Genomic DNA, 19,735 nt, shown 5'->3' on the forward strand with positions numbered 1-19,735 from the left:
TCCCCGAACCCCCACCTGGAGGAAACCGTGCCCAGCACCCGCGCAGTACTGCGGACCGCGGCCGTCGGCGCGACCGGCGCCGTGGCGGCAGGTCTGTTTGGCGCCGTCCCCGCCGACGCGTCCACCCCGATCCAGTCGACCGGCTGCACCGTCACCGCCTGGCCGCCCACCGGCGGCTCGACGATTTTCGCGAACGGCGGCATCACCTGCGACCCCCGGTACTCGGGCAACATGCAGATCAGCAACCAGCTGCGGAAGTACGCGAATGGGCAGTGGACGTCCGTCGGGACCCCGGTCAAGAAGTCGTACTGGGGCGGCAGCGGCGTCGGCGAGGGCACCTCGGTGCCCTGCAGCTACAACGGTCAGGCGCAGTTCAAGACCGTGACCACCGGCACCGCGGACGGCATGTCGACCACGGACACCTCCCCGAGCACCACCTACTCCTGCTTCTGATCCACCGCTGGTGATTCACCGCTGGTGATTCACCGCTAGCGATCACCGCTGCTGAGCCCGGCGCCGGTACCGGCCACGTGTCGGTACCGGTCCGGCGGGGCCGGACCGGGCGAATCACGACAAAAAGCGAAAACGCAGGACTGGATTCCGGCCGTCGACTTCGCCGGTTAAGACAACAATCGTGCGGCCGACCGCCAACCCGCCGCGGCGGGAGTACAAGCCCGGTGCCGGCCGGCGGCAAGCGACGGGAACTTCGCCTACCGGCGGCGCCGCGCGGCTCACACCACCGTTTCGGCGGCACTCGCCAGCGCCGCGGAATCCGACTTCCCGCCCGTGTTGTCGATGATGGTCCCCCGATGCTCGCCGCGACAGATCGCCGTCATCGCCCCCTGCTGCTCGATATCGAAGATATGCAACGGGATGCCGAAGTCGCGGGCGAGAATGAATGCCGACTGATCCATGACACGCAGGCCCCTGCTGATCACCTCGTCGTAGCTGAGGTGAGAAAATCGCTGAGCATCCGGATTGATCTTCGGGTCGCTGTCGTAGACGCCGTCGACGCCGTCCTTGGCGGCGAGCACCGCGTCGGCCCCCAGCTCCAGTGCACGCTGCACCGCCGGGTAGTCGGTGGTGAGGAAGGGCTGGCCGTTCCCGCAGGCGAGAATGACCGTGGCCCCCTTCTCCAGCAGGTGCACGGCTCGCAGCCGGATATAGGGCTCGGCCACCGCCGGGACCGGGACCGCCGTCATCACCCGCAGGTTGTCCTCCCCGAGGGCGGTCAGCTTGCCCCGCAGCAGCAGACTGTTGATGACGGTACCGAGCATCCCAATGTTGTCGGCCTCGACCCGATCGATTCCCCACCGGTCCGACTGGTTGCCGCGGAAGAGGTTTCCACCGCCGACGACGATCGCCACCTCGACCCCGGACTGACGCACCGCGATGATTTCCCGGGCGAGGTGTTCCAGCGCATTCGAATCAAAGCCGAATTCGGCGGAACCGGCGATCGCCCGGCCACTTAGTTTTACGACCACTCGACGGTATTTGGCCACAGTCTCCCGCTTCCCCTTTTCCATCGTGCGATCTTAACGTAGCCAGGCCAATGATCGATCATGAGCCCAGGAAGTACTGGGTACACGGTAGAGCACCCGACTCCCGACACCACGCCATGACCGGCCGGCCACGAAAACAACCCGCACCGGCCGCAGCGCGTCAGGTGTCGGACGAGGGCCTGCCCCGGCCGCGGCGCGCGAGATCACCGTCCGCTGGCGCGGCGCCGCCGGCCATCTCGATGCCTGGGCCGGCGGTGCTAGGTCGCGATGTGCAGGTACTCGAACACCGTCCCGTCAGGGTGTTCGGCGATCAGCCGGGTCCCGTTGGGTGACTCGCCGGGCCCTTCGATCAGTGCACCGCCTGCCGAGGTGATCGTTGAGGCGACAGCGTCGAGATCGTCAACGAGCATGGTCGCCGCCCGGTTGCGCAGCGGCGCCAGCGCGGCGGGCGTGCCTGCCACCAGGAGGAAGGGGCCGACCCACGCCAGCTCGACATCGCGGAAGCCGAAGCGACGCGTGGGCGCATCACCAGCCAGTCGCTGGTAGAGGGGCAGCGCGGCGTCGAGCGATTCGACGTAGACCCGAGCGAGCACCGCACGAATTGGACTCACAGCGCGACGCTACCTCGCCCTGTCTGAGGCCATGACGAAGGCCCTGGTCCGGTTCTCCCGTAGGAGCCTGTAACCAGGGCCTTTGCGTGGTCGGGGTGGCGGGATTCGAACCCACGACCTCTTCGTCCCGAACGAAGCGCGCTACCAAGCTGCGCCACACCCCGCGACCGAGTTGAAGCATACCCGACGGACCGGTGGTTGCGGGCACGGGGTGGCCGCGGTTTCGGCCGGGCCTCAGGCCAGACCCGGCGGTCAGGCAGAGCCCACGGTCAGGCAGAGCAGCGTCGCCTCGGGGCGGCAGCCGAGGCGCACCGGCGCGAAGGGCGAGGTCCCCAGGCCCGGGGACACGTGCAGCCAGGATCTTCCCGCGGCGGTCACGTGACGGGACAGCCCGCGGGCCCGCGAACGATCGAGCCCGCAGTTGCTCACCAGCGCCCCGATCCCAGGCAGCCGGATCTGGCCGCCGTGGGTGTGACCCGACAGGATGAGCCCGACGCCATCCGCGGTGAAGGCGTCGAGAACCCGGGGCTCGGGCGTGTGCGACAGGCCGAGCGCGAGCTGCGTGCCGAACTCCGGCGCGCCCGCAACGAGGTCGGACCGGTCGCGGCGCAGTCGGGCATCGTCGACCCCGCGCACGTCGATCCGGCTGCCGCCGACGGTCAGGACAGCCCGAGTGTTGGTCAGCTCGGTCCAGCCGCTCGCCGCGGCCAGGTCCTTGGCGAGGCCCGCCCAGTCCAGCGCCGCGCCGGTCGGCTCGGCCGGCGCGGCGCGGTGCAGGTACCGGTGCGGACTGCGCAGCGTGGGGACGAAGTAGTCGTTGTTCCCGGGGACGAACACACCCGGAAACGAGTACAGCGGCTCCAGCGCGCTGAGCAGCGGGCCGCGGGCATCGTCGGCGCAGAGTACGTCGCCGGTGAGGGCGATCAGGTCCGGCACCAACCGGGCCAGATCCGCCAGCCAGGCGAGCTTGCCCCGTTGGCTCGCCGTGACGTGCAGGTCGGACAGGTGCAGCACGCGCAGCGGACGTGAGCCGGCTGGGAGGGTAGGGATCGACAGCCGACGCAGCGTGTAGGCGTTGCGCTCGTAGAGTGCGCCGTAGGCGAGCGTGCCCGCCCCGGCCGCCGCAACCGACGCCCCGACCGGCCGCCTCGTCCGCCTCGTCCGCGTCGGCGCCGCCCGATCGGCCCGAGGGTCCCACCGCGGGAGGGGGACCACATCCCGGGACGGTGGCCTGCCAGGGGCCGCGGACCACAGTCTCATCCCCGGTTCGTCGCGGCCGGGCGCCACCCCGGCCGGCCACCGCCGTGGCCAGGCGTGACCAGCTCACCCGCGAACCATAGGCTGCGTTGACTATGAGCACCCCCACGGAACGGAGCACGCTGCAGCAGCGGCTCCGCGCCGACCTGACCACCGCGATGAAGGCTCGTGACGAGCTGCGGACGTCCACCCTCCGGCTGGCTCTGGCCGCCGTGAAGGACGCGGAGGTCGCCGGCACCGCCGCCCGTGTCCTCGATGACGCGGAGGTCTCGAAGGTCCTGACCCGCGAGGTGAAGAAGCGGCGGGAGGCGGCGGACGCCTACGCTGCGGCCGGTCGCGCCGAAAAGGCCGAACGGGAGCGCGTCGAGGGCGAGGTGCTCAACGAGTACCTGCCCCGTCAGCTCGGCGACGACGAGCTGGCCGCCATCATCGACCGCGTGCTCGCCGAGCTGGACCTGTCCGGGCCGAGAGCGATCGGGCCGGCGATGAAGTCCGTGCAGGCCGCCGTGGCCGGCCGGGCCGAGGGCGGCCGGGTTGCCGCGATGGTGAAGGCCAGGCTCGCCGGCGCCTGATCACCGTCACAGCGCGACGCCAGCCGGTGCTGCTCAGGCGCCGCGGCGCTACTCAGGCGCCGCGGCGCTGCGTGCGGTTGCCGCGCGGCCGGCCGGGCCAGGCCAGCGGATTGTTCCCGGGGCTGGCCGGCGAGCTCAGTTGTTCGCGCGGATTCGCCCCGAAGGTACCCGGCAGGCCGGTCCCTGCGCCCGGCAGGACGGGCTGGCCCAGCCCCGCCGGCGGTGAACCTCCGGGCAGCACCGGCGCACCGGTCAACCCACCGGAGACCGAGAGCCTGATCTCCGTGTTGATGGAGACCGGGCCGCCGGGCCCCGGGGACATGTACACCACGATCCCAGGGGCGACCGGCGCGGGGACCGGCTGCGACGTGACGTGGAAGCCAAGCTGGACGAGCATCTGCTCGGCCACCTGCTGCGGCTGGCCGACCACGTTCGGCAGAACCTTCGTCGGCACCTGCGGCTGGGTGTCGTCCGGCGCCGGCAGCGGCTCGACCGGCAGGCTCAAACCGTTGATCGTCCGGGTCATGGTCCGAGACCAGACCTGTGCCGGATATCCGCCGCCGAAGACGTTGCGGCCGAGCACATTGGTCAGCGGATGCGAGGTCGGCCCGCGCGGGTCGGCGAGGGTGACCGCCGCGGCGAGCTGCGGGATGTAACCGGCAAAAGACGCGGTGCTGAAGCCCTCGGCAGTGCCCGTCTTGCCCGCGGCCGGCCGGCCGATCTGCCCGTTGCCGCTGGCCGTCCCGTGGTTGATGACGCCCTCCAGCACCGCACTGACCGTGTCCGCGATCTTTGGATCGAGCACCTGTTCGCAGGGCGCGCCGGCGTTGAACGGCAGTGGCCGATCCGCGCCGCCGACCCGCTGCGTGATCGCGAGGACGGTACGCGGGTCACAGCGGCGCCCCCGCGCCGCCAGCGTCGAATAGGCGGTGGCGAGATCCATCGTGCTGATTTCGTTGGAACCGAGGATCGAGGAGCCGTCGACGCGGCTGATTCCGTCGATCCCCTTGCATTCCGGGTCGTTGTTGTTCTGCGGGCGGATCCGGCAGGAGGAGACGCCCATCCGGCGGGCGACCTCGGCCGTCTTCAACACGCCCAGCTTCTCGGCGAGCTGGATGTAGTAGGTGTTGACCGACCCCCAGGTGGCGGTCGTCAGCGAGTAGAAACCGTCCTCGCTCGGATCGGCGTTGCCGTAGCAGTTCTTGTGTTCCGGATCCGGATTCGGGAAGACGTTGGAGTGATAGCAGACGGGGGCGTGCAGCGTCGTCGACAGTGGCAGGCCGGACTCGAGCGCGGAAATCAGGGTGAACACCTTGAAGGTCGACCCGGGGGAGAACGAGTCCTCGTCGACCGGGTAGATCTCCTTCGTGTGCACGGAATCCGTCGACAGGCTCGCCGGCTGGCCGTCGTCCGTCGCCCCGTACTCCCGGTTGATCGCGACGGCGAGCACCTGGCCCGTGCCCGGCTGCATCATCGCGACGCTCGCCGCCACCCGGTTGCCGATCGGGATGACCTCCGTGGCGGCCGACTGCGCGGCCTGCTCCGCGACCGGGTCCAACGTCGTTCTGATGGTGAGACCGCCCTCGAACAGAAGCCTGCGGGCGTCCGCCTCGGTGGGGGCGAATGTTCGGTCCTTCAGGAGCTGCTGGCGGACCAGCGCGCAGAAGAACGGCGCACCCGAGTCGGCGCACGCGTCGGCCGACCGCGCGGGACGGTCGAGCACCAGCTCACTGTCGTGCGCCCGGCGGAAGTCGGCCTGGCTGAGGTGATGCAGCTCCAGCATCCGGTCGAGCACCACGTTGCGTCGTTCCCGGGCCGCCTGGGGGTGCACCACCGGATTGAAGGCGGTCGGGTTCTTCACGAGACCGGCCAGGGTTGCCGCCTGCGGCAGCGTGAGCCGCTCCACGTCGACGTTGAAGTAGTGCTTCGCCGCGACCTCGATGCCGTAGGCGCCGTCGCCGAAATAGGCGATGTTCAGGTAACGCTCGAGGATCTCGTCCTTGCTCAGGTGCGCCTCGAGATAGAGCGCATACCGCGCCTCCCGCAGCTTGCGCCGCACCGTCTGCTCGGTGGCGGCCTTCTTCTCCGCCGGCGTGGCGGCCGACATCAGCAGGACGTTCTTGACGTACTGCTGGGTCAGCGTGGATCCGCCCTGGGTAACCTCGCCGTTTTCCCGGTTGGTCAGATAGGCGCGGGCGAGACCCTTGTAGTCCAGCCCGTCGTGTTCGTAGAAGCGCGAGTCCTCGATATCGACGACGGCCTGGCGCATCACCTGGGGAACCCGGCTCAGCGGGACGACCTCGCGGTTCTGCTCGCCGGACAGGACGGCGATCTGATTGCCGCGCGCGTCGAGGATCCGCGACGCCTGCGCGGGCGAGGGAACCGTGAGGTTCGCCGGCAGGTTCATGAAGTCGTCGGCGCTGTCCTTGACGGTCAACCCCACCGCACCCACCACCGGCAGCGCGAGCATGCCGACCAGCACCCCGGCCACCACGCTGAGCAGGCCCAGCCCGGCCAGCCGGCTAGCCACACGGCGCGCGCGGCGCCCCCCGGTGCCACGGCGCCCCCCGGTGCCGCTGCGACCGACGGTGCCGCCCCGGCCGTTCAAGCCGCGCCCGGCGACGGCGAAAGATCTCGGTCGGTAGAGGTCACCTACCTCGTGGCCCCGCGCGGAACCGGTGGACGCCGACCCGGCCGGCGCCGGCCGGCGCCGAGGGGGCGGCTGGCCAGGGGCGACTGGGCGCCCAGGGGGCGTGGTCATCGGCGGATCTCCGTCCAGCCAGGCTGGGACACCAGTCGGAGCATACGGGCCAACATCTGATCAACCCTCCTCACCCCCGTTGGGCAGGCCGGTACAACGACGGTCGGGAGACCGTCCAAGCGGGGCGATAAGGCCTCGACCTGGGACGCCGCAATTGCGGCGGCGGGTGGCTCGGCCGGCCTCCGACGGCGAGCCTCGGACTAGCGTGACGACCTCCACATCACCACGCCCGACGCGGGCCCACCATGCCCACCAACGGGCTACCGGGTTGGAGTGGGCTTTGTGTGGAAGTTCCCATGTCAGCCAGACATCGGGACCATGGAGGAACTACTAGACCTCCAGTGCGATACCTGAATGTCACCCATCCGACATACGTTTGTCACAGACCGCACTACTGAGGCGATCCGGATCAATGGCCCGGACTAGTCATATGGACAACCACCCGTGTGGGGTCTGTGCCGTGGCCACGCCACTCCGTACGGTTTCGGGTCAACGCCACGTCACCACCCGCACGGGCCCCCTGACCCGGACTCGAGAAGAAAGGCAGGTGGCATGACCAGAAGCCTGGCCCCCGCCGTCAGCACGACCCACCACGTCAACCCGACCCTCCTTGTGGGCTCCACCGTCGACGGCGACTGGACGGCCCACGCCGCCTGTCGCGACCTCGACCCGGATGAGCTGTTCGTCCAGGGCGCCGCCCAGAACCGGGTGAAGACCCGGTGCTTCGGCTGCGCCGTCCGCACCGACTGCCTCGCCGACGCCCTCGACAACCATGTCGAGTTCGGCGTCTGGGGCGGCATGACCGAACGGGAGCGCCGAGCGCTGCTGCGTCGCCGCCCGGACGTCACGTCCTGGCGCAAGCTGCTCGCCGACGCCCAGGCTGATCATCGATCAGCGTCCGCCGGTTAGTCTGCATCACCGACACGGGCCCGCCAGCCCGTGACGCGCACCCGATTCCGCCCGAGGACAGCGTCGTCCCGGTTCGGAACGCAAGTCCTCGCCGCCGGCCGAGTCTCAGCCGGCCCGTTCCAGCCGCTCGACCCGCGCCAGCGCGTCGCCGATCTCACGCAGCCCCGCCAGGTCGTGCACGTCCTCGGACAGCGCCTCCACCTCCACCAGCGCAGTGTCGGGATGGGCGCTGGTGAACCGCTCCCGCAGCCGCGTCTCCCGGCTGGCCAGCCGCACCCGCTCGGCGTGAATGCGTAGCACCGCCGCCGCGAGTGGATGCTCCCCGTGCTCGTCGAGGTTTTCGGCGGCCGCCAGGCTGCGCTCGGCGGTGAGCATCGTCGCGTCGCTGTGGTGCGTCCGGTTCACCACCAGCCCGGCCAGCGGCATCCCTTCCGCGTCAAGCCGGTCGACGAAGTACGACGCCTCGCGCAGCGCCGCCGCCTCGGGCGCGGCGACGACGACAAACGAGGTGCCGGGATTGCCGAGCAGGCGGTAGGTCTCCTCCGCCCGGGCCCGGAAGCCGCCGAACATCGTCTCCAGGGCGGCGACGAACTGGCTGACATCCATGAGCAGCTGGGCGCCGAGCACCTTGGTGATCACCTTGGTGAACATGCCGAGGCCGACGCCGAGCACCTTCGCGTAGGCCCGTCCGCCGGCCTTGGCCGGCGCGAGCAGCAGGCGCAGCAGCCGCCCGTCGAGGAAGGTGCCCAGCCGCGTCGGCGCGTCGAGGAAGTCCAGAGCCGACCGGGTGGGCGGCGTGTCGACGACGATGAGGTCCCACTCGCCGCTCGCGTCGAGCTGGCCGAGCTTCTCCATCGCCATGTACTCCTGCGTCCCGGAGAAGGAGGACGACAGCGACTGGTAGAACGGGTTCGCCAGCAGCGCCTCGGCCCGCTCGGGCGTGCTGTGCGCCAGGACGATCTCGTCGAACGTCCGCTTCATGTCGAGCATCATCGCGTCGAGGCGACCGCCGGCGGAGCCGTCGACCCCGGCCACCTCGCGCGGGGAGTTGTCGAGCGCGGTCAGTCCCAGCGACTGGGCGAGCCGGCGGGCCGGGTCGATGGTCAGGACCACCACGTCGCGCCCGCGCTCGGCGGCGCGCAGCGCCAGCGCCGCAGCCGTGGTGGTCTTGCCGACGCCGCCCGAGCCGCAGCAGACGATGATGCGCTCGGTGTCGAGCATCGCGTCGACGTCGAGCAGCGGCGCCCCCGCCGGGTGCGGCCGGACCCGGCGGGTCGCGGACCCGGCGGACCGGGCCGCGGTACGTCCCGCCGAGCCTGCGGAGCGGCGCCGCGTGCCCTCGGTCTTCGCCCCGCTCCCCCCGTTCCTCCCGGTGCCCCCGGTGCCCGCCTTCGCGGTGCCGGCCGCCTTCGCCGGTCTCGCCGTGGCTCTGGTCGGCCGGGAACTCGCCCCGGCCTGCGGCCGATCGTCGCCGGGCGTCGGGCCCACGGCGCTCACCCCACCATCTGCTGCGCGCGCAGCATCTCCGCAAACCGGTAGATCGTGCCGACATCGACCCCGTCCGCGACCAACGGCATCTCGTACACCGGGCGGCCGAGCGCGGCGATCTCGGCCCGCTCGGCCGTCTCCAGCACCACCCGGTCGGCGTGCTGGGCCGCCTCCCAGGCCAACGCGTCGACCAGGTCTCGAGTCGGCTCCAGGCCCGCCTCCTTGATCCCGGCGGCGAGTTCCTCCCGGTCGAGCTCACCGCGGCGAGCCAGCCGCGACTGGCTGGCCTTCAGCAGCGGCGAGCGCGCCATGTTGACGATCACCCCGCCGAGCGGCAGCCCGACCCGGGTGAGCTCGGCGACACCGTCCACGGTCTCCTGGACGGGCATCTCCTCCAGCAGTGTGACCAGATGCACGGCGGCACGTTCGGGCCGCAACACTGCCATCACGCTGTCGGCCTGGGCACGGATGGGACCCATCTTGGCCAGGCCGGCGACCTCGGCGGTCACGTTGAGGAAGCGGGAGATCCGCCCGGTGGGCGGCGCGTCGAGCACGACCGCGTCATAGGCAAGCCCTCCCGGACGGGTGGCATCAGGGCGGTTGACGGCCTCCTTCACCTTGCCGGTGAGCAGCACGTCGCGCACCCCGGGCGCGACCGTGGTCGCGAAGTCCACCGCGCCGATCTTGCTCAGTGCCTTCCCAGCCCGGCGCAGGTTGTAGAACATCTCCAGGTATTCCAGCAGGGCCTCGTCCGCGTCGATCGCGAGCGCGAACACCTCGCCGCCGCCGGGCGCACTGGCCACCTTGCGCTCCTGGTAGGGCAGCGGTGGAGTGTCGAACAACTGTGCGATCTGCTGGCGACCCTCGACCTCGGTGAGCAGGATCCGGCGACCGCCGGTAGCCAGCGCCACCGCGAGCGCGCCCGCCATCGTCGTCTTACCGGTTCCGCCCTTGCCGGTGACGATATGCAGCCGACGGTCCCACGGACCGCCCGCCTCGTCGTCGGAGTCCTCGGTCACGGTGCGCTTGCCGCTCACACGCTTGACCGTACCCGCGTGCCCGGCCCTCGCCATGTCGAAAGGCGGTGAGCGCCCGCGCGGCGGCGGACTGGCCGGGCCGGGAGGACCGGCGTCGTCCCCACGATCCTTCGTCGTCCCCGGCGTCCGGCAACGGCCGCCGGGCTCGCGGCGGGACGAGGTGTCCGGGGCCGCCGACCGGATGCTCTAAGGTCCGGTGTCATGCAGACGAAGTGGGAGTACTTCACGGCCCCGTTGCTGATCCACAACACCAAGCAGATCCTCGACACCTTCGGCGAGGACGGGTGGGAGCTTGTGCAGGTCGTCCCCAGCCCCACGAACCCCGAGGGCCTCGTCGCCTACTTCAAGCGGCCCAAGGGCCAGTCCTGAGATGACGAGCCCGAGTACCCGCCTGGCCGGGCTGGGGCTGACGCTGCCGCCGGTGGCGAGCCCGGCGGGCGCCTACCTCCCCGCGGTCCGCGACGGCGATCTGGTCTGGACCGCCGGGCAGCTGCCGATCGTCGACGGACAGCTGGCCGCCACCGGCCTGGTCGGCGAGGCGGTCGACGCCGAGCAGGCGGCGGCGCTGGCCCGGATCGCGGCGCTCAACGCGCTCGCGGCCGTCGCCGCGCAGGCCGGCGGTCTGGACGGGATCATCCGGATCGTCAAACTGGTCGGGTTCGTCGCAAGCGCCGCCGGGTTCACCGCGCAGCCTGCGGTCCTCAACGGGGCGAGCGAGCTGTTCGTCGACGTCTTCGGCGACGCCGGCCGACACGCCCGATCGGCGGTCGGGGTGGCCGCGCTGCCGCTGGGGGCTCCGGTGGAACTCGAGGTGGTAGCCCGGGTGGCCGCCGCCGCCGGCTGAGCTGGATCGCCGCGGTCCGGGCGACACGGTCCGGACTCAATCGGCGACGGCCGCCGATGGCCGTCACTAGCATCACCCCCATGGTCGATCACAAGGCTGCCCTGCTCGGCCGGCTGCAACGGTCGCTGGTCGTCGTTCCCGACTCCGCCGCTGCCGGTGCCGGGGCGGGGTCGGCACAGTCCCCGGCGAACTCCGTGGCGCCCGTGCGGGACGCCGCCACGGTCGTCCTGCTGCGCGACGCCTCGGGCGGTCGCGGCCTCGAGGCCTACCTGCTGCGGCGGGTGACGGGGATGGCCTTCGCCGGCGGGATGTACGCGTTCCCCGGCGGCCGGGTGGATCCGACCGACATGGGGCCGGACGTGCCCTGGGCCGGTCCGCCGGTCACCGAGGTGATGCACGCGCTCGACGCGGACCCCGCGCTCGCCCGGGCCCTGGTGTGCGCCGCGGTGCGCGAGACCTTCGAGGAGTGCGGCGTGCTGCTGGCCGGCGCAGTCACGCCGGACCCGGCCGGCGGCACGGGCACCATGGAAGCGTTCGACCCGACGGCGCGCGCCGAGGCCCGCCGGGCACTGGAGCGCCACGAGCTCGGGCTGAGCGAACTGCTGCGCCGCCACACCCTGGCGCTGCGGGCCGACCTGCTCGCGCCCTGGGCCCGGTGGGTCACGCCGGAGATCGAGCCGCGGCGCTACGACACCCGGTTCTTCGTCGCCGCCCTGCCCGGCGGCCAGACCCCGCAGCAGCCCTCCGGGGAGGCCGACCGGATGGAGTGGATGCGTCCCGCCGACGCGCTCGAGCGCCACGCCGCCGGCACGCTGGGCATGCTGCCGCCCACCGCGTTCACGCTGGCCGAGCTGTGCGAGCACGACGACGTCGCGTCGGTCCTCGCCGCCGCCCACGCCCGCGACCTGTCACCGATCATGCCGAAGATCCTCGTCAGCGGTGGGGAGGCACACCTGCTGTTGCCGCACGACGAGTCCTACGATCAGCCGGGCGACAGTGGACCGGTCCAGCGGTAAGGCTTGAGTCCATGACGACTCCTCGACAGGTCACCCCGCTGGCCGCGGTGCTGCTGGCACCGAACCCGGGTCCGATGACGCTGGACGGCACCAACACCTGGCTCCTGCGCGCCGCGGGCGAACCGGGGTGCGTGGTGGTGGATCCCGGCCCCGACGATGCCGGACACCTGGCCGCGGTGGCGGCCGCCGGACGCGTCGAGTTGATCCTGCTCACCCACGGACACGCCGATCACAGCGCGGGCGCCGCCGTGTTGCACCGGCTCACCGGCGCCCCGGTCCGCGCGCTGGACCCGGCGCACCGCCTCGGATCAGAGGGGCTCATCGCCGGTGACGTGATCGCCACCGCGGGGATCGAGCTGCGCGTGCTGCCCACCCCCGGCCACACTTCGGACTCACTGTCGTTCCTGCTCGGCGGGGACGAGCGCTCGGCGCCGGGCCCCCACGCGGACGCCGCCGGCACCGCCGGCACCGCCGGCCCGCCGTCCGGACCGGCGGTGCTCACCGGGGACACGATCCTGGGCCGCGGCACCACCGTCGTCGCCCACCCCGACGGGCGTCTCGGGGACTATCTCGACAGCCTGCGGCTGCTGCGGGAGCTGGGGGATACCACGGTGCTGCCGGGGCACGGTCCGGAGCTGCCCGCCGCCGGCCGTGCCGCGGAGCACTATCTGGCCCACCGTCGGGCCCGCCTGGACCAGGTCCGCCGTGCGCTTGCGGACGCCGGGGTCGACGCCGCCGAGGCCGATCCCGCCGACGTGGTCCGTCGGGTGTACACGGATACCGACCGGGCGCTGTGGTTCGCGGCCGAGCTTTCCGTCCGGGCCCAACTGGACTACTTGCGGGAGCATCCCGACATCCCCTGAACGAGCCAGGTGCTTCGGGTTTGTCTCTTTGACCGCATTTTGCGATATATCCTCACGGCGATCGTGAGCGGGGCCACTCGTGCGGATCCGCACCATCGGCCGCGGGCCAGGTCCCGTCAGCCCCTCCCACCGGCGCCGACCAGGTAGACCGGGGTGGCCGGCCCGGGGCGGACGGCACCCGATCCGGCCTCGACGGCGCCCAGCGGCGAGGCCGGGCGACCCCGATACCACCGGAAGGCACCAACGCGGCTGCGGTCGGTCACTCGACGGGAGGCGATCCCGGGAACGAGACCCAGACCACTAAACTCTGGCGCGGAGGGAACCGCTCGTGCGCAGGATGACGACTTCGACCAGCCGGAAACCGAGCGACCGGTCCGGGGCGGCCCGTGGCCACCCGGTCGGGCGAGACGTGGCACCGGTGACGTCCCTACCCCGGGAGGCCCGCAGATGAGGGTGCCCGCGCGATCCCCACGCCCCGGACCGCGACCATGGTGATCACCGCGCCGCACACAGGGCCGCTGCGCTGCCCCCGGTGCGGCTCCGCAGCCGTCCCTGGCGGGCGGTTCTGCTACAGCTGCGGCCTGGAGTTCGATTCGGCCGAAGCCCCCGCGTCCGAGGTCCCGGAGCGGCGCGTCGTCACCGTGCTGTTCGGTGACCTGTCCGACTTCACCGGCTGGGCTGACAATCGCGACCCGGAGCGCGTCGGTGAGATGACCGACCGGGTGCTCGCGGCGCTGGCACATGAGATCGACGAGGTCGGCGGACGCGTCGACAACCTCACCGGCGACGGCATCATGGCGGTGTTCGGCGCGCCGACCGCCCACGAGGACGACCCGGAACGCGCCGTACGGGCCGCCGCCGCGATGCAGGAGACCGTCCGCCGGCTGGTGCAGGACACCGCCGGCGACAGCGCGGAGGGCCGCCTCGGCCTGCGGATCGGGATCAACACCGGCGAGGTCCTGGCCGGGGTGCAGGCGGCCATCTCGTACACGGTGATCGGCGACACGGTGAACACCGCGGCCCGCCTGTCGGCCGCAGCCACGATCGGCACCGTGTATGCGGGCCGCGAGACGGTGCTGGCGACCGGGTCGGTGGCGAGCTGGCGCGAGCTGGCCGATCTCGTTCTCAAGGGCAAGCGGGAACCGGTCCCGGCGTACGAGCTGATCAGCCTGCGCCCGTCCAACGTCGCCCGGCCGGGGCTCGCCGACGACGCGCCGTTCCTCGGCCGCGACGCGGAGCTGGCCGTCCTGGAGACCCTGTTCGCCGAGGTCGTCACCCGGCGCTCGCCGGAGGTCGCGCTGATCGTCGGCGAGGCCGGGATCGGCAAGACCCGGCTGGCCAGCGAGCTGGCGAACCGGGCGGAGCGGACCCCCGGCACGGTGGCGCTGTGGGGACGCACGGTCCGCCATGGCGACGGTCGCGGGCTCGCCCCCCTCGTCGACGTCGTGCGCAACGCCTGCGGCGTCACGGACGGCGACTCGCTCGACCGGGTGGCCGACCGGGTCCGGCGCACCGTGGCAGGCCTGTCCCACCCTCTCACCGGGGCGCGGCTGCCCGGCGGCATCGCCGACCGCTTACTCCTCCTGCTCGGCGTACCCCTGGACCGGCGCTCCACCATCCCGGCCACCACCCCAGGTGACCCGGCGGCCCGCGCCTCCCACATCGAGGAGGCCGAACAGCGCGCCACGGAGGCGACGGTGGAGGCCGTCGCGCTGCTGCTCAGCGCGCTGGCGCGGTCCGGACCCATCCTGGTGCTGATCGACGATCTGGAGTGGGCGACGAGCCAGCTCAGCGATGCGATGAGCCGGCTTGCCTCCCGCCTGTCCGGGCCGGTGCTGCTCGTCCTGCTCGACCGCGCCGACCCACGCCTGGCCACCCTGCCGCGGATCCGGCGCATCGACCTGCAGCCGCTGAGCACGCAGGCATCCGGCCTGCTGCTGCAAAGCCACCTACGGGACAAGACGCTGGAGCCGCGCACTCGCGACGACCTGCTCGCCCGGGTGCACGGCAACCCGTTCTTCCTCGTCGAGCTCCTCAACCTCCTCATCGACCGACGCCTGTTGCACCCCTCCGACGGCACCGGCGACGGCGAACAAGCCGAGCTGGTACTCGACGGTTCGTTGGCCGAGACCCCCCTACCCGCCGGCGTGCAGTCCGTGCTCGCCGCCCGCATCGACGATCTGGATCCGGTCGCCAAGGCGGTGCTGCGAGCCGCGGCGGTGCTCGGCCGGCGGTTCCCCGCGGAGGCGCTGCCGATGGTCGACGAGCGGCCGGCCGACGAGGTCACCCGCGCGCTGGAGGTGCTGACCGAACGCCAGCTCGTCCGCCCGCCGCGGGCCGCCGAAACCCGCTGGCGCTTCGTCCACCCGATGGCCCGGGACGTCGCGTACGCCGGCCTGCCGAAGGTCGAGCGGGCCCGCCGACACGCCACGGCTGCCCGCTGGGGCGTCACGGCGATGATCGGCAGCTCCCGCTCGGTGTCGACCTTCGTCGCCGGTCACGCCCTGCGTGCCTACGATCTGGCCGCCTCGATGGGCCTGCCGCCGAGCGACCCGGCCTGGTCGTCCCGCATGTCCGGGTTCCATGCGCATGTTCGGCTGGCCCGGGCGGCGCTCGCCCGCGACGATCACCGGACCGCGGCCGATCTGCTCGCCAATGCCCGCCGGCTCGGCCGGGGCATGATCGATACGCAGGAGGACAACGTCGTCCGGGTGCTGCACGCCGAGGCCCTGGTGGGGCTGCGTCACCTCGACGAGGCCGAGCGCACCCTACGCCCGGCGCTGCGTGCCGGCGCGCCCGCCCGCCGCGCCGGCGCCTTCTCCGTGCTCGGGGAGCTGCGCCAGAAGCAGGGCCGGACGGAGGAGGCCGCCCAGTGCCTGCTCACCGCGCTGGAGTCGGCCCGCCAGGCCGGCGACGAGCGGGCCACGGCCGCGGCGCTGCGCCGGCTCGGCATGCTGGAGTACAACGCCGGCCGGATCGGCGCGGCCGAGGACCGGTATCGCGAGGCCCTCGGGATCGCCCGCCAGGTCGACGACCCGCGCGGCGTCGGCTGGGCGCTGCAGCACCTGGCCTGGAGCGCCACCACCCGCGGGGACTATCCCCGGGCCGAGCGGACGCTGCGTGAGGCGTCGGCGGTGTTCGAGCGGCTGGAGGACACCGGCGGGCTCGGCTGGTGCCGGGGCACCGAGGCGCTGGTGCTCCTGCTGTCCGGCCAGCTCACCCGGGCCCGCAAGCTGACCCGCGAACTCATCGAGATCGCGGGTTCCGTAGGCGAGCAGTGGGGCATGGGCGTCTGTCTGACCGTGGACGCGATCGCGGCCGCGGAGCTGGGGGACATCATCGCCGCCGAGTCCCACGCGCAGCGGGCCACGGAGCTGTTCGAGAACTCCGAGTACACGTGGGGATCGATGCTGGTGCTGGTCGCCCGGGGGCTCGCCGCCCGCGGCGCGGGAGAGCCGGCCCGCGGGGCGCGGTACCTGGAGCAGGCCTGCGATCAGGCCGCCGAACGCGGCCACGTGGTCGTCGGCGCCCTGGCACGGGTGCTGCTCGGGCTGACCCTGCTCGACGCCGACGAGGTCGACAAGGCCGCGCAGGCCGCCGAGATCGCCCTCACTGACCTCGAGCACCTGGAGCTGCACCCGCACGCCCAGCTTGGAGCGAAGGTGCTCGTCGCCCAGATCGCCCGCGCCCGCGGCCGGACCGGGGCGGCACTGGAGCTGCTGCGGGAGGCGCTGTCGGCGAGCGAGCCGGCGACGCTGATGTTCCCCCGCAGGCAGGCGTACGCGCACCTCGCCGGCATCCTGCTGGACGCGGGCCAGCCAGCCGAGGCGCTCGAGGTCGCCCGGCGGGCGGTCGCCGTGGACGCCGAGGACGTCCGCGCCCAGGTGCTGGGATACCGGGCGCTGGGCACGGCCCTCGTCGCCAACGGCGATCTCGAGGGCGGCCGCAGCGCCTACCTGCGGGCGTTGGCCGCGGCCACCGCGACCGGGGCCGTCAGCGAGGCGCCGCAGACCCGGCGGTTGCTGGCCAGCCTGCCGCCCAGCGGGGGCCCGGCCGGCACCCGCAACCCCGTGGGCAGCGACGGACCGGCCGGCGATGGAAGCCCTGCCGACGGACCGGATGCGACCATCCCGGCCGCGGTCGCAAGCGGCGGCTGAACCGGGGTGCCGCGGCGGACGTGGCGCAGTATTTCCTGCGCCCGGTCGGCGCCAGGTCGGGCCGGTGCGGTCAGACCGCCCGGCGCGCAGAGGTAAGGGGCCGGCGGGCGGGTCGTCCATCGGGGGCGACCCGCCCGCCGGCAACGGGTGCGGGCGTGACGCGGGGCGCGGAAGTACGGCTGTTCGGCTGGGCGTGGGCGTGGGTCATCAGCGGGGCGTACGGCTGGGCGCACGGAGCTGGCGGGTCGTCCGGCGGCGCCGGGACGGTGCGCGACGAGCGCCGGGACTAGCGGGCTCGGCGAGACAACCGTTCGCGGTCAAGCAGCACGACGGCGCGGGAGTCCAGGCGTAGCCAGCCTCGGGTGGCGAAGTCGGCGAGCGCCTTGTTCACCGTCTCCCGGGAGGCGCCGACCAGTTGGGCCAGCTCCTCCTGGGTAAGCCCGTGCTCTACCCGGACACCGGCCGCCTCGTTGCCGGGCTGCGCCGGCTCACCGAACCGCTCCGCCAGGTCGAGCAGGGCTTTCGCCACCCGACCGGGAACGTCCGTGAACACCATGTCCGCGACGTTGTCATTGGTGCGACGAAGCCGACGGGCAAGCACGCGCAGCAGCATTGCCCCCGCCTCGGGGCGGGAACGCAGCCAGGGCCGCAGCGCGGTGTGCTCCAGCGACAGCAACGACGCGTCCGTGACCGCGGTCGCGGTAGCCGTGCGTGGGCCGGGGTCGAACAACGAAAGCTCCCCGAACAGGTCACCAGGACCCATTACGGACAGCAGGTTCTCCCGGCCGTCGGCAGACTGACGCCCTATCTTCACCTTTCCGGACAGAACCACGAAGACCCGGTCACCGACATCTCCTTCACGGAACAGCACGTCCCCGCGGGTGACGTCCTGCCGATCAAGATGGTCGGAGAGGGCCAACCGGTCCTGCTCGGAGAGCCCGACGAACAGCGGTACGCGGGCAAGCAGATCCTCCACGGTCCTGAGCATGCCAGGACTAGCGGTGGAGGGCACGAGCAGGGACCCCCAGCAATCAAATTGCGCCATGCAGGTGAACGTGGAGCGACCAACCGTGCGCCGTTCGCGAGAATTCGCCCTTGATCAGGCACTTCCGGACGGCACGTCCGGGTGTTTTACTCCCCACCTCCGCGCCTCATCACGGGCCGCAGGAGCCGTCTCGCCCGGACGGGCCAGCCGGACACCAGGTCGATCGGCCCGGCCGCGGACGGGCCGATAGGCCCACGCTGCCACCTGGCCGGACGGCCAGGACCCGCCAGGGCCAACGGCCGGGGTCGTCCGAGGCGAGCCGCCTGGCGTCGCTTCCCCGCTTTGCCCGCCGCCCGAACCCGCTACCTGCGACAACGCCCGCGGGCGGGAACAGGTAGGAAAAGCGGTGGGAAAACTGTTACCCGCGCCGCCCGCCACGCACCCATACCCGGACCGTTAATGGCGCGCGGCGGGCGACATGTGGTATACGCCGACACCGACCATCAACCCGGCATCGGATGACCGGCGGGCGAACTGCCGGAACATCAGCCGGGCATCAGGCCGCCCGATGCTTTCCGGGCGACGGGCGGCGCAGCCGGCGGCGGTACCGCTCGAGCGCGGCGGGCAGCCCCTGCTGGACGAAGGTGTCGACCTCGTCCGGTTGGGCGTTGTCGAGGAAGCCCTCCAGGCCCTTGCCCGTGTCGGCGGCGTTCAACGGGCGTTCCACCCGTTCCATCGCCAGCAGTAGACCGAGAAGCAGCAGAGGAAAGAAGATCGCGGCAATGACAAACATGACTCCCCTATGGTGGCCGACGGGCGATCGGCGGGCGCACCGGGGGTAGGTGTGTCGCGCATCCGGTTGCCGGCGCCCGAGCCGACCACACGGCATGCCCTCCGGTGCCAACCGAGCCGGATCGACCGGCGGATACGCTGCGGGACATGCCCGCCGACCTCGACACCGCGGCCGAGACACCGCTCGCGAAGACCCGGCGGGCCCGGCGGATCGTGCGTCTGCTGGGCGAGATCCACCCTGATGCCCGCATCGCGTTGCACTTCGGCAACGCTCTTGAGCTGCTGGTCGCAACGGTGCTGTCCGCCCAGTGCACCGACAAGAAAGTCAACGAGGTCACACCGACGGTCTTCGCCAGGTATCGGTCGGCGGCGGACTACGCGGGCGCCGACCGGGCCGAGCTCGAGGCCCTGCTGCGACCGACCGGGTTCTTCCGCGCCAAGGCGAACTCGCTGATCGGCATCGGCGCGGCGCTCACCGAGCGATTCGGCGGCCAGGTCCCCGGCGGACTCGACGAGCTGACCACCCTGCCCGGCGTGGGCCGCAAGACGGCGAACGTCGTCCTGGGCCACGCGTTCGACACCCCGGGCATCACCGTGGACACCCATGTAGGGCGGCTGTCGCGCCGCTTCGGGCTGACCATCCAGACCGATCCGGTCCGGGTCGAGAGCGACCTCGCCGCGCTCATCGAGCGCCGGGACTGGACCATCGCCTCCGATCGCATGATCTTCCATGGACGCCGCTTCTGCCATTCCCGGCGGCCTGCGTGCGGCGCCTGCGCCCTGGCTCGGCTGTGCCCGTCGTTCGGACTCGGTCCCACGGAGCCGGGCGAGGCCGCCAAGCTCGTGCGGGGAACACTCGCCGACATCGAAGCCTTGCGGTGAAGGAGATGTCCACGCATTCCTCCACTTCCCCCGACTCGCCATCCCCCGTTCCCCCGGAC

At 72.1% G+C, this 19,735-nt stretch carries 18 protein-coding genes and 1 tRNA gene; 10 read left to right on the forward strand and 9 right to left on the reverse strand.

Going from position 1 to position 19,735, the window contains the following annotated elements:
• The coding region (locus tag NBZ83_RS17145; protein ID WP_261575378.1) for a hypothetical protein at nucleotides 1-453 on the forward strand (453 nt) is incomplete at its 5' end.
• A gap of 278 nt (nucleotides 454-731) precedes the next feature.
• On the opposite strand, the gene pyrH is transcribed toward NBZ83_RS17145, so the two are convergent.
• The 4 genes from pyrH to NBZ83_RS17165 all read right to left on the reverse strand — a co-directional run bounded on the left by pyrH (nucleotide 732) and on the right by NBZ83_RS17165 (nucleotide 3,373).
• Nucleotides 732-1,526 carry a UMP kinase gene (gene pyrH / locus NBZ83_RS17150; protein WP_261571255.1) on the reverse strand — a complete coding sequence of 265 codons (795 nt, stop codon included), beginning with the start codon at nucleotides 1,524-1,526 and terminating at the stop codon, nucleotides 732-734.
• A gap of 233 nt (nucleotides 1,527-1,759) precedes the next feature.
• Nucleotides 1,760-2,113, reverse strand: a complete 354-nt coding sequence (locus tag NBZ83_RS17155) for a VOC family protein (protein WP_261571256.1) — start codon at nucleotides 2,111-2,113, stop codon at nucleotides 1,760-1,762.
• 87 nt (nucleotides 2,114-2,200) lie between these two features.
• Nucleotides 2,201-2,277: transfer RNA gene (locus NBZ83_RS17160), tRNA-Pro, on the reverse strand.
• A gap of 88 nt (nucleotides 2,278-2,365) precedes the next feature.
• A complete protein-coding gene (locus NBZ83_RS17165) occupies nucleotides 2,366-3,373 on the reverse strand; it encodes a metallophosphoesterase (RefSeq protein WP_261575380.1) in 1,008 nt (335 codons plus the stop codon).
• 92 nt (nucleotides 3,374-3,465) lie between these two features.
• Here NBZ83_RS17165 and NBZ83_RS17170 point away from each other — a divergent pair, with 92 nt between their 5' ends.
• Complete coding sequence (locus tag NBZ83_RS17170) at nucleotides 3,466-3,942, forward strand: GatB/YqeY domain-containing protein (RefSeq protein WP_261569961.1); 477 nt, start codon at nucleotides 3,466-3,468, stop codon at nucleotides 3,940-3,942.
• 52 nt (nucleotides 3,943-3,994) lie between these two features.
• Here NBZ83_RS17170 and NBZ83_RS17175 read toward each other — a convergent pair whose 3' ends face one another.
• Nucleotides 3,995-6,703: a penicillin-binding protein gene (locus NBZ83_RS17175; RefSeq protein WP_261569960.1), complete on the reverse strand. Its 2,709-nt coding sequence runs from the start codon at nucleotides 6,701-6,703 to the stop codon at nucleotides 3,995-3,997.
• Nucleotides 6,704-7,255: 552 nt separating this feature from the next.
• Between NBZ83_RS17175 and NBZ83_RS17180 the strand changes: the two genes are divergently transcribed.
• Nucleotides 7,256-7,612 carry a WhiB family transcriptional regulator gene (locus tag NBZ83_RS17180; protein ID WP_261569959.1) on the forward strand — a complete coding sequence of 119 codons (357 nt, stop codon included), beginning with the start codon at nucleotides 7,256-7,258 and terminating at the stop codon, nucleotides 7,610-7,612.
• A 105-nt stretch (nucleotides 7,613-7,717) separates the two neighbouring features.
• On the opposite strand, the gene bagB is transcribed toward NBZ83_RS17180, so the two are convergent.
• Together bagB and bagA are read right to left on the reverse strand one after the other, a co-directional pair.
• Nucleotides 7,718-9,109 carry an ArsA family ATPase gene (gene bagB, locus NBZ83_RS17185; RefSeq protein ID WP_261569958.1) on the reverse strand — a complete coding sequence of 464 codons (1,392 nt, stop codon included), beginning with the start codon at nucleotides 9,107-9,109 and terminating at the stop codon, nucleotides 7,718-7,720.
• Nucleotides 9,106-10,173 carry an ATPase BagA gene (gene bagA, locus NBZ83_RS17190; RefSeq protein WP_261569957.1) on the reverse strand — a complete coding sequence of 356 codons (1,068 nt, stop codon included), beginning with the start codon at nucleotides 10,171-10,173 and terminating at the stop codon, nucleotides 9,106-9,108. The genes bagB and bagA overlap by 4 nt, the downstream gene beginning before the upstream one ends.
• A gap of 165 nt (nucleotides 10,174-10,338) precedes the next feature.
• On the opposite strand from bagA, the gene sp36 reads away from it, so the two are divergent.
• The 6 genes from sp36 to NBZ83_RS17220 all read left to right on the forward strand — a co-directional run bounded on the left by sp36 (nucleotide 10,339) and on the right by NBZ83_RS17220 (nucleotide 17,307).
• Complete coding sequence (gene sp36 / locus NBZ83_RS17195) at nucleotides 10,339-10,506, forward strand: Sp36 family protein (protein ID WP_136446845.1); 168 nt, start codon at nucleotides 10,339-10,341, stop codon at nucleotides 10,504-10,506.
• Between the two features lies 1 nt (nucleotide 10,507).
• The gene (locus tag NBZ83_RS17200) at nucleotides 10,508-10,981 is read left to right on the forward strand and encodes a RidA family protein (RefSeq protein ID WP_261569956.1); all 474 of its coding nucleotides are present in this window, start codon (nucleotides 10,508-10,510) and stop codon (nucleotides 10,979-10,981) included.
• Nucleotides 10,982-11,061: 80 nt separating this feature from the next.
• Nucleotides 11,062-11,997, forward strand: coding sequence for an NUDIX hydrolase (locus tag NBZ83_RS17205; protein WP_261569962.1), 936 nt, complete (start codon nucleotides 11,062-11,064; stop codon nucleotides 11,995-11,997).
• An 11-nt stretch (nucleotides 11,998-12,008) separates the two neighbouring features.
• Nucleotides 12,009-12,860: an MBL fold metallo-hydrolase gene (locus NBZ83_RS17210; RefSeq protein ID WP_261569955.1), complete on the forward strand. Its 852-nt coding sequence runs from the start codon at nucleotides 12,009-12,011 to the stop codon at nucleotides 12,858-12,860.
• Nucleotides 12,861-13,348: 488 nt separating this feature from the next.
• On the forward strand, nucleotides 13,349-17,017 hold the full coding sequence (locus NBZ83_RS17215; RefSeq protein WP_261569954.1) for an AAA family ATPase: 3,669 nt from the start codon (nucleotides 13,349-13,351) through the stop codon (nucleotides 17,015-17,017).
• A 155-nt stretch (nucleotides 17,018-17,172) separates the two neighbouring features.
• Nucleotides 17,173-17,307: a hypothetical protein gene (locus NBZ83_RS17220; RefSeq protein WP_261569953.1), complete on the forward strand. Its 135-nt coding sequence runs from the start codon at nucleotides 17,173-17,175 to the stop codon at nucleotides 17,305-17,307.
• Here the strand turns inward: NBZ83_RS17220 and NBZ83_RS17225 are convergent.
• The gene (locus NBZ83_RS17225; protein WP_264761768.1) at nucleotides 17,304-18,005 is read right to left on the reverse strand and encodes a Crp/Fnr family transcriptional regulator; all 702 of its coding nucleotides are present in this window, start codon (nucleotides 18,003-18,005) and stop codon (nucleotides 17,304-17,306) included. The two genes, NBZ83_RS17220 and NBZ83_RS17225, sit on opposite strands and share 4 nt — an antisense overlap.
• Before the next feature lie 553 nt (nucleotides 18,006-18,558).
• Nucleotides 18,559-18,795: a hypothetical protein gene (locus tag NBZ83_RS17230; protein WP_261554482.1), complete on the reverse strand. Its 237-nt coding sequence runs from the start codon at nucleotides 18,793-18,795 to the stop codon at nucleotides 18,559-18,561.
• A gap of 146 nt (nucleotides 18,796-18,941) precedes the next feature.
• On the opposite strand from NBZ83_RS17230, the gene nth reads away from it, so the two are divergent.
• On the forward strand, nucleotides 18,942-19,676 hold the full coding sequence (gene nth / locus NBZ83_RS17235; protein WP_261569952.1) for an endonuclease III: 735 nt from the start codon (nucleotides 18,942-18,944) through the stop codon (nucleotides 19,674-19,676).
• Nucleotides 19,677-19,735: the final 59 nt, after the last annotated feature.

Source organism: Frankia gtarii (assembly GCF_025403375.1).
In the GTDB taxonomy this organism is placed as follows: domain Bacteria; phylum Actinomycetota; class Actinomycetes; order Frankiales; family Frankiaceae; genus Frankia; species Frankia gtarii.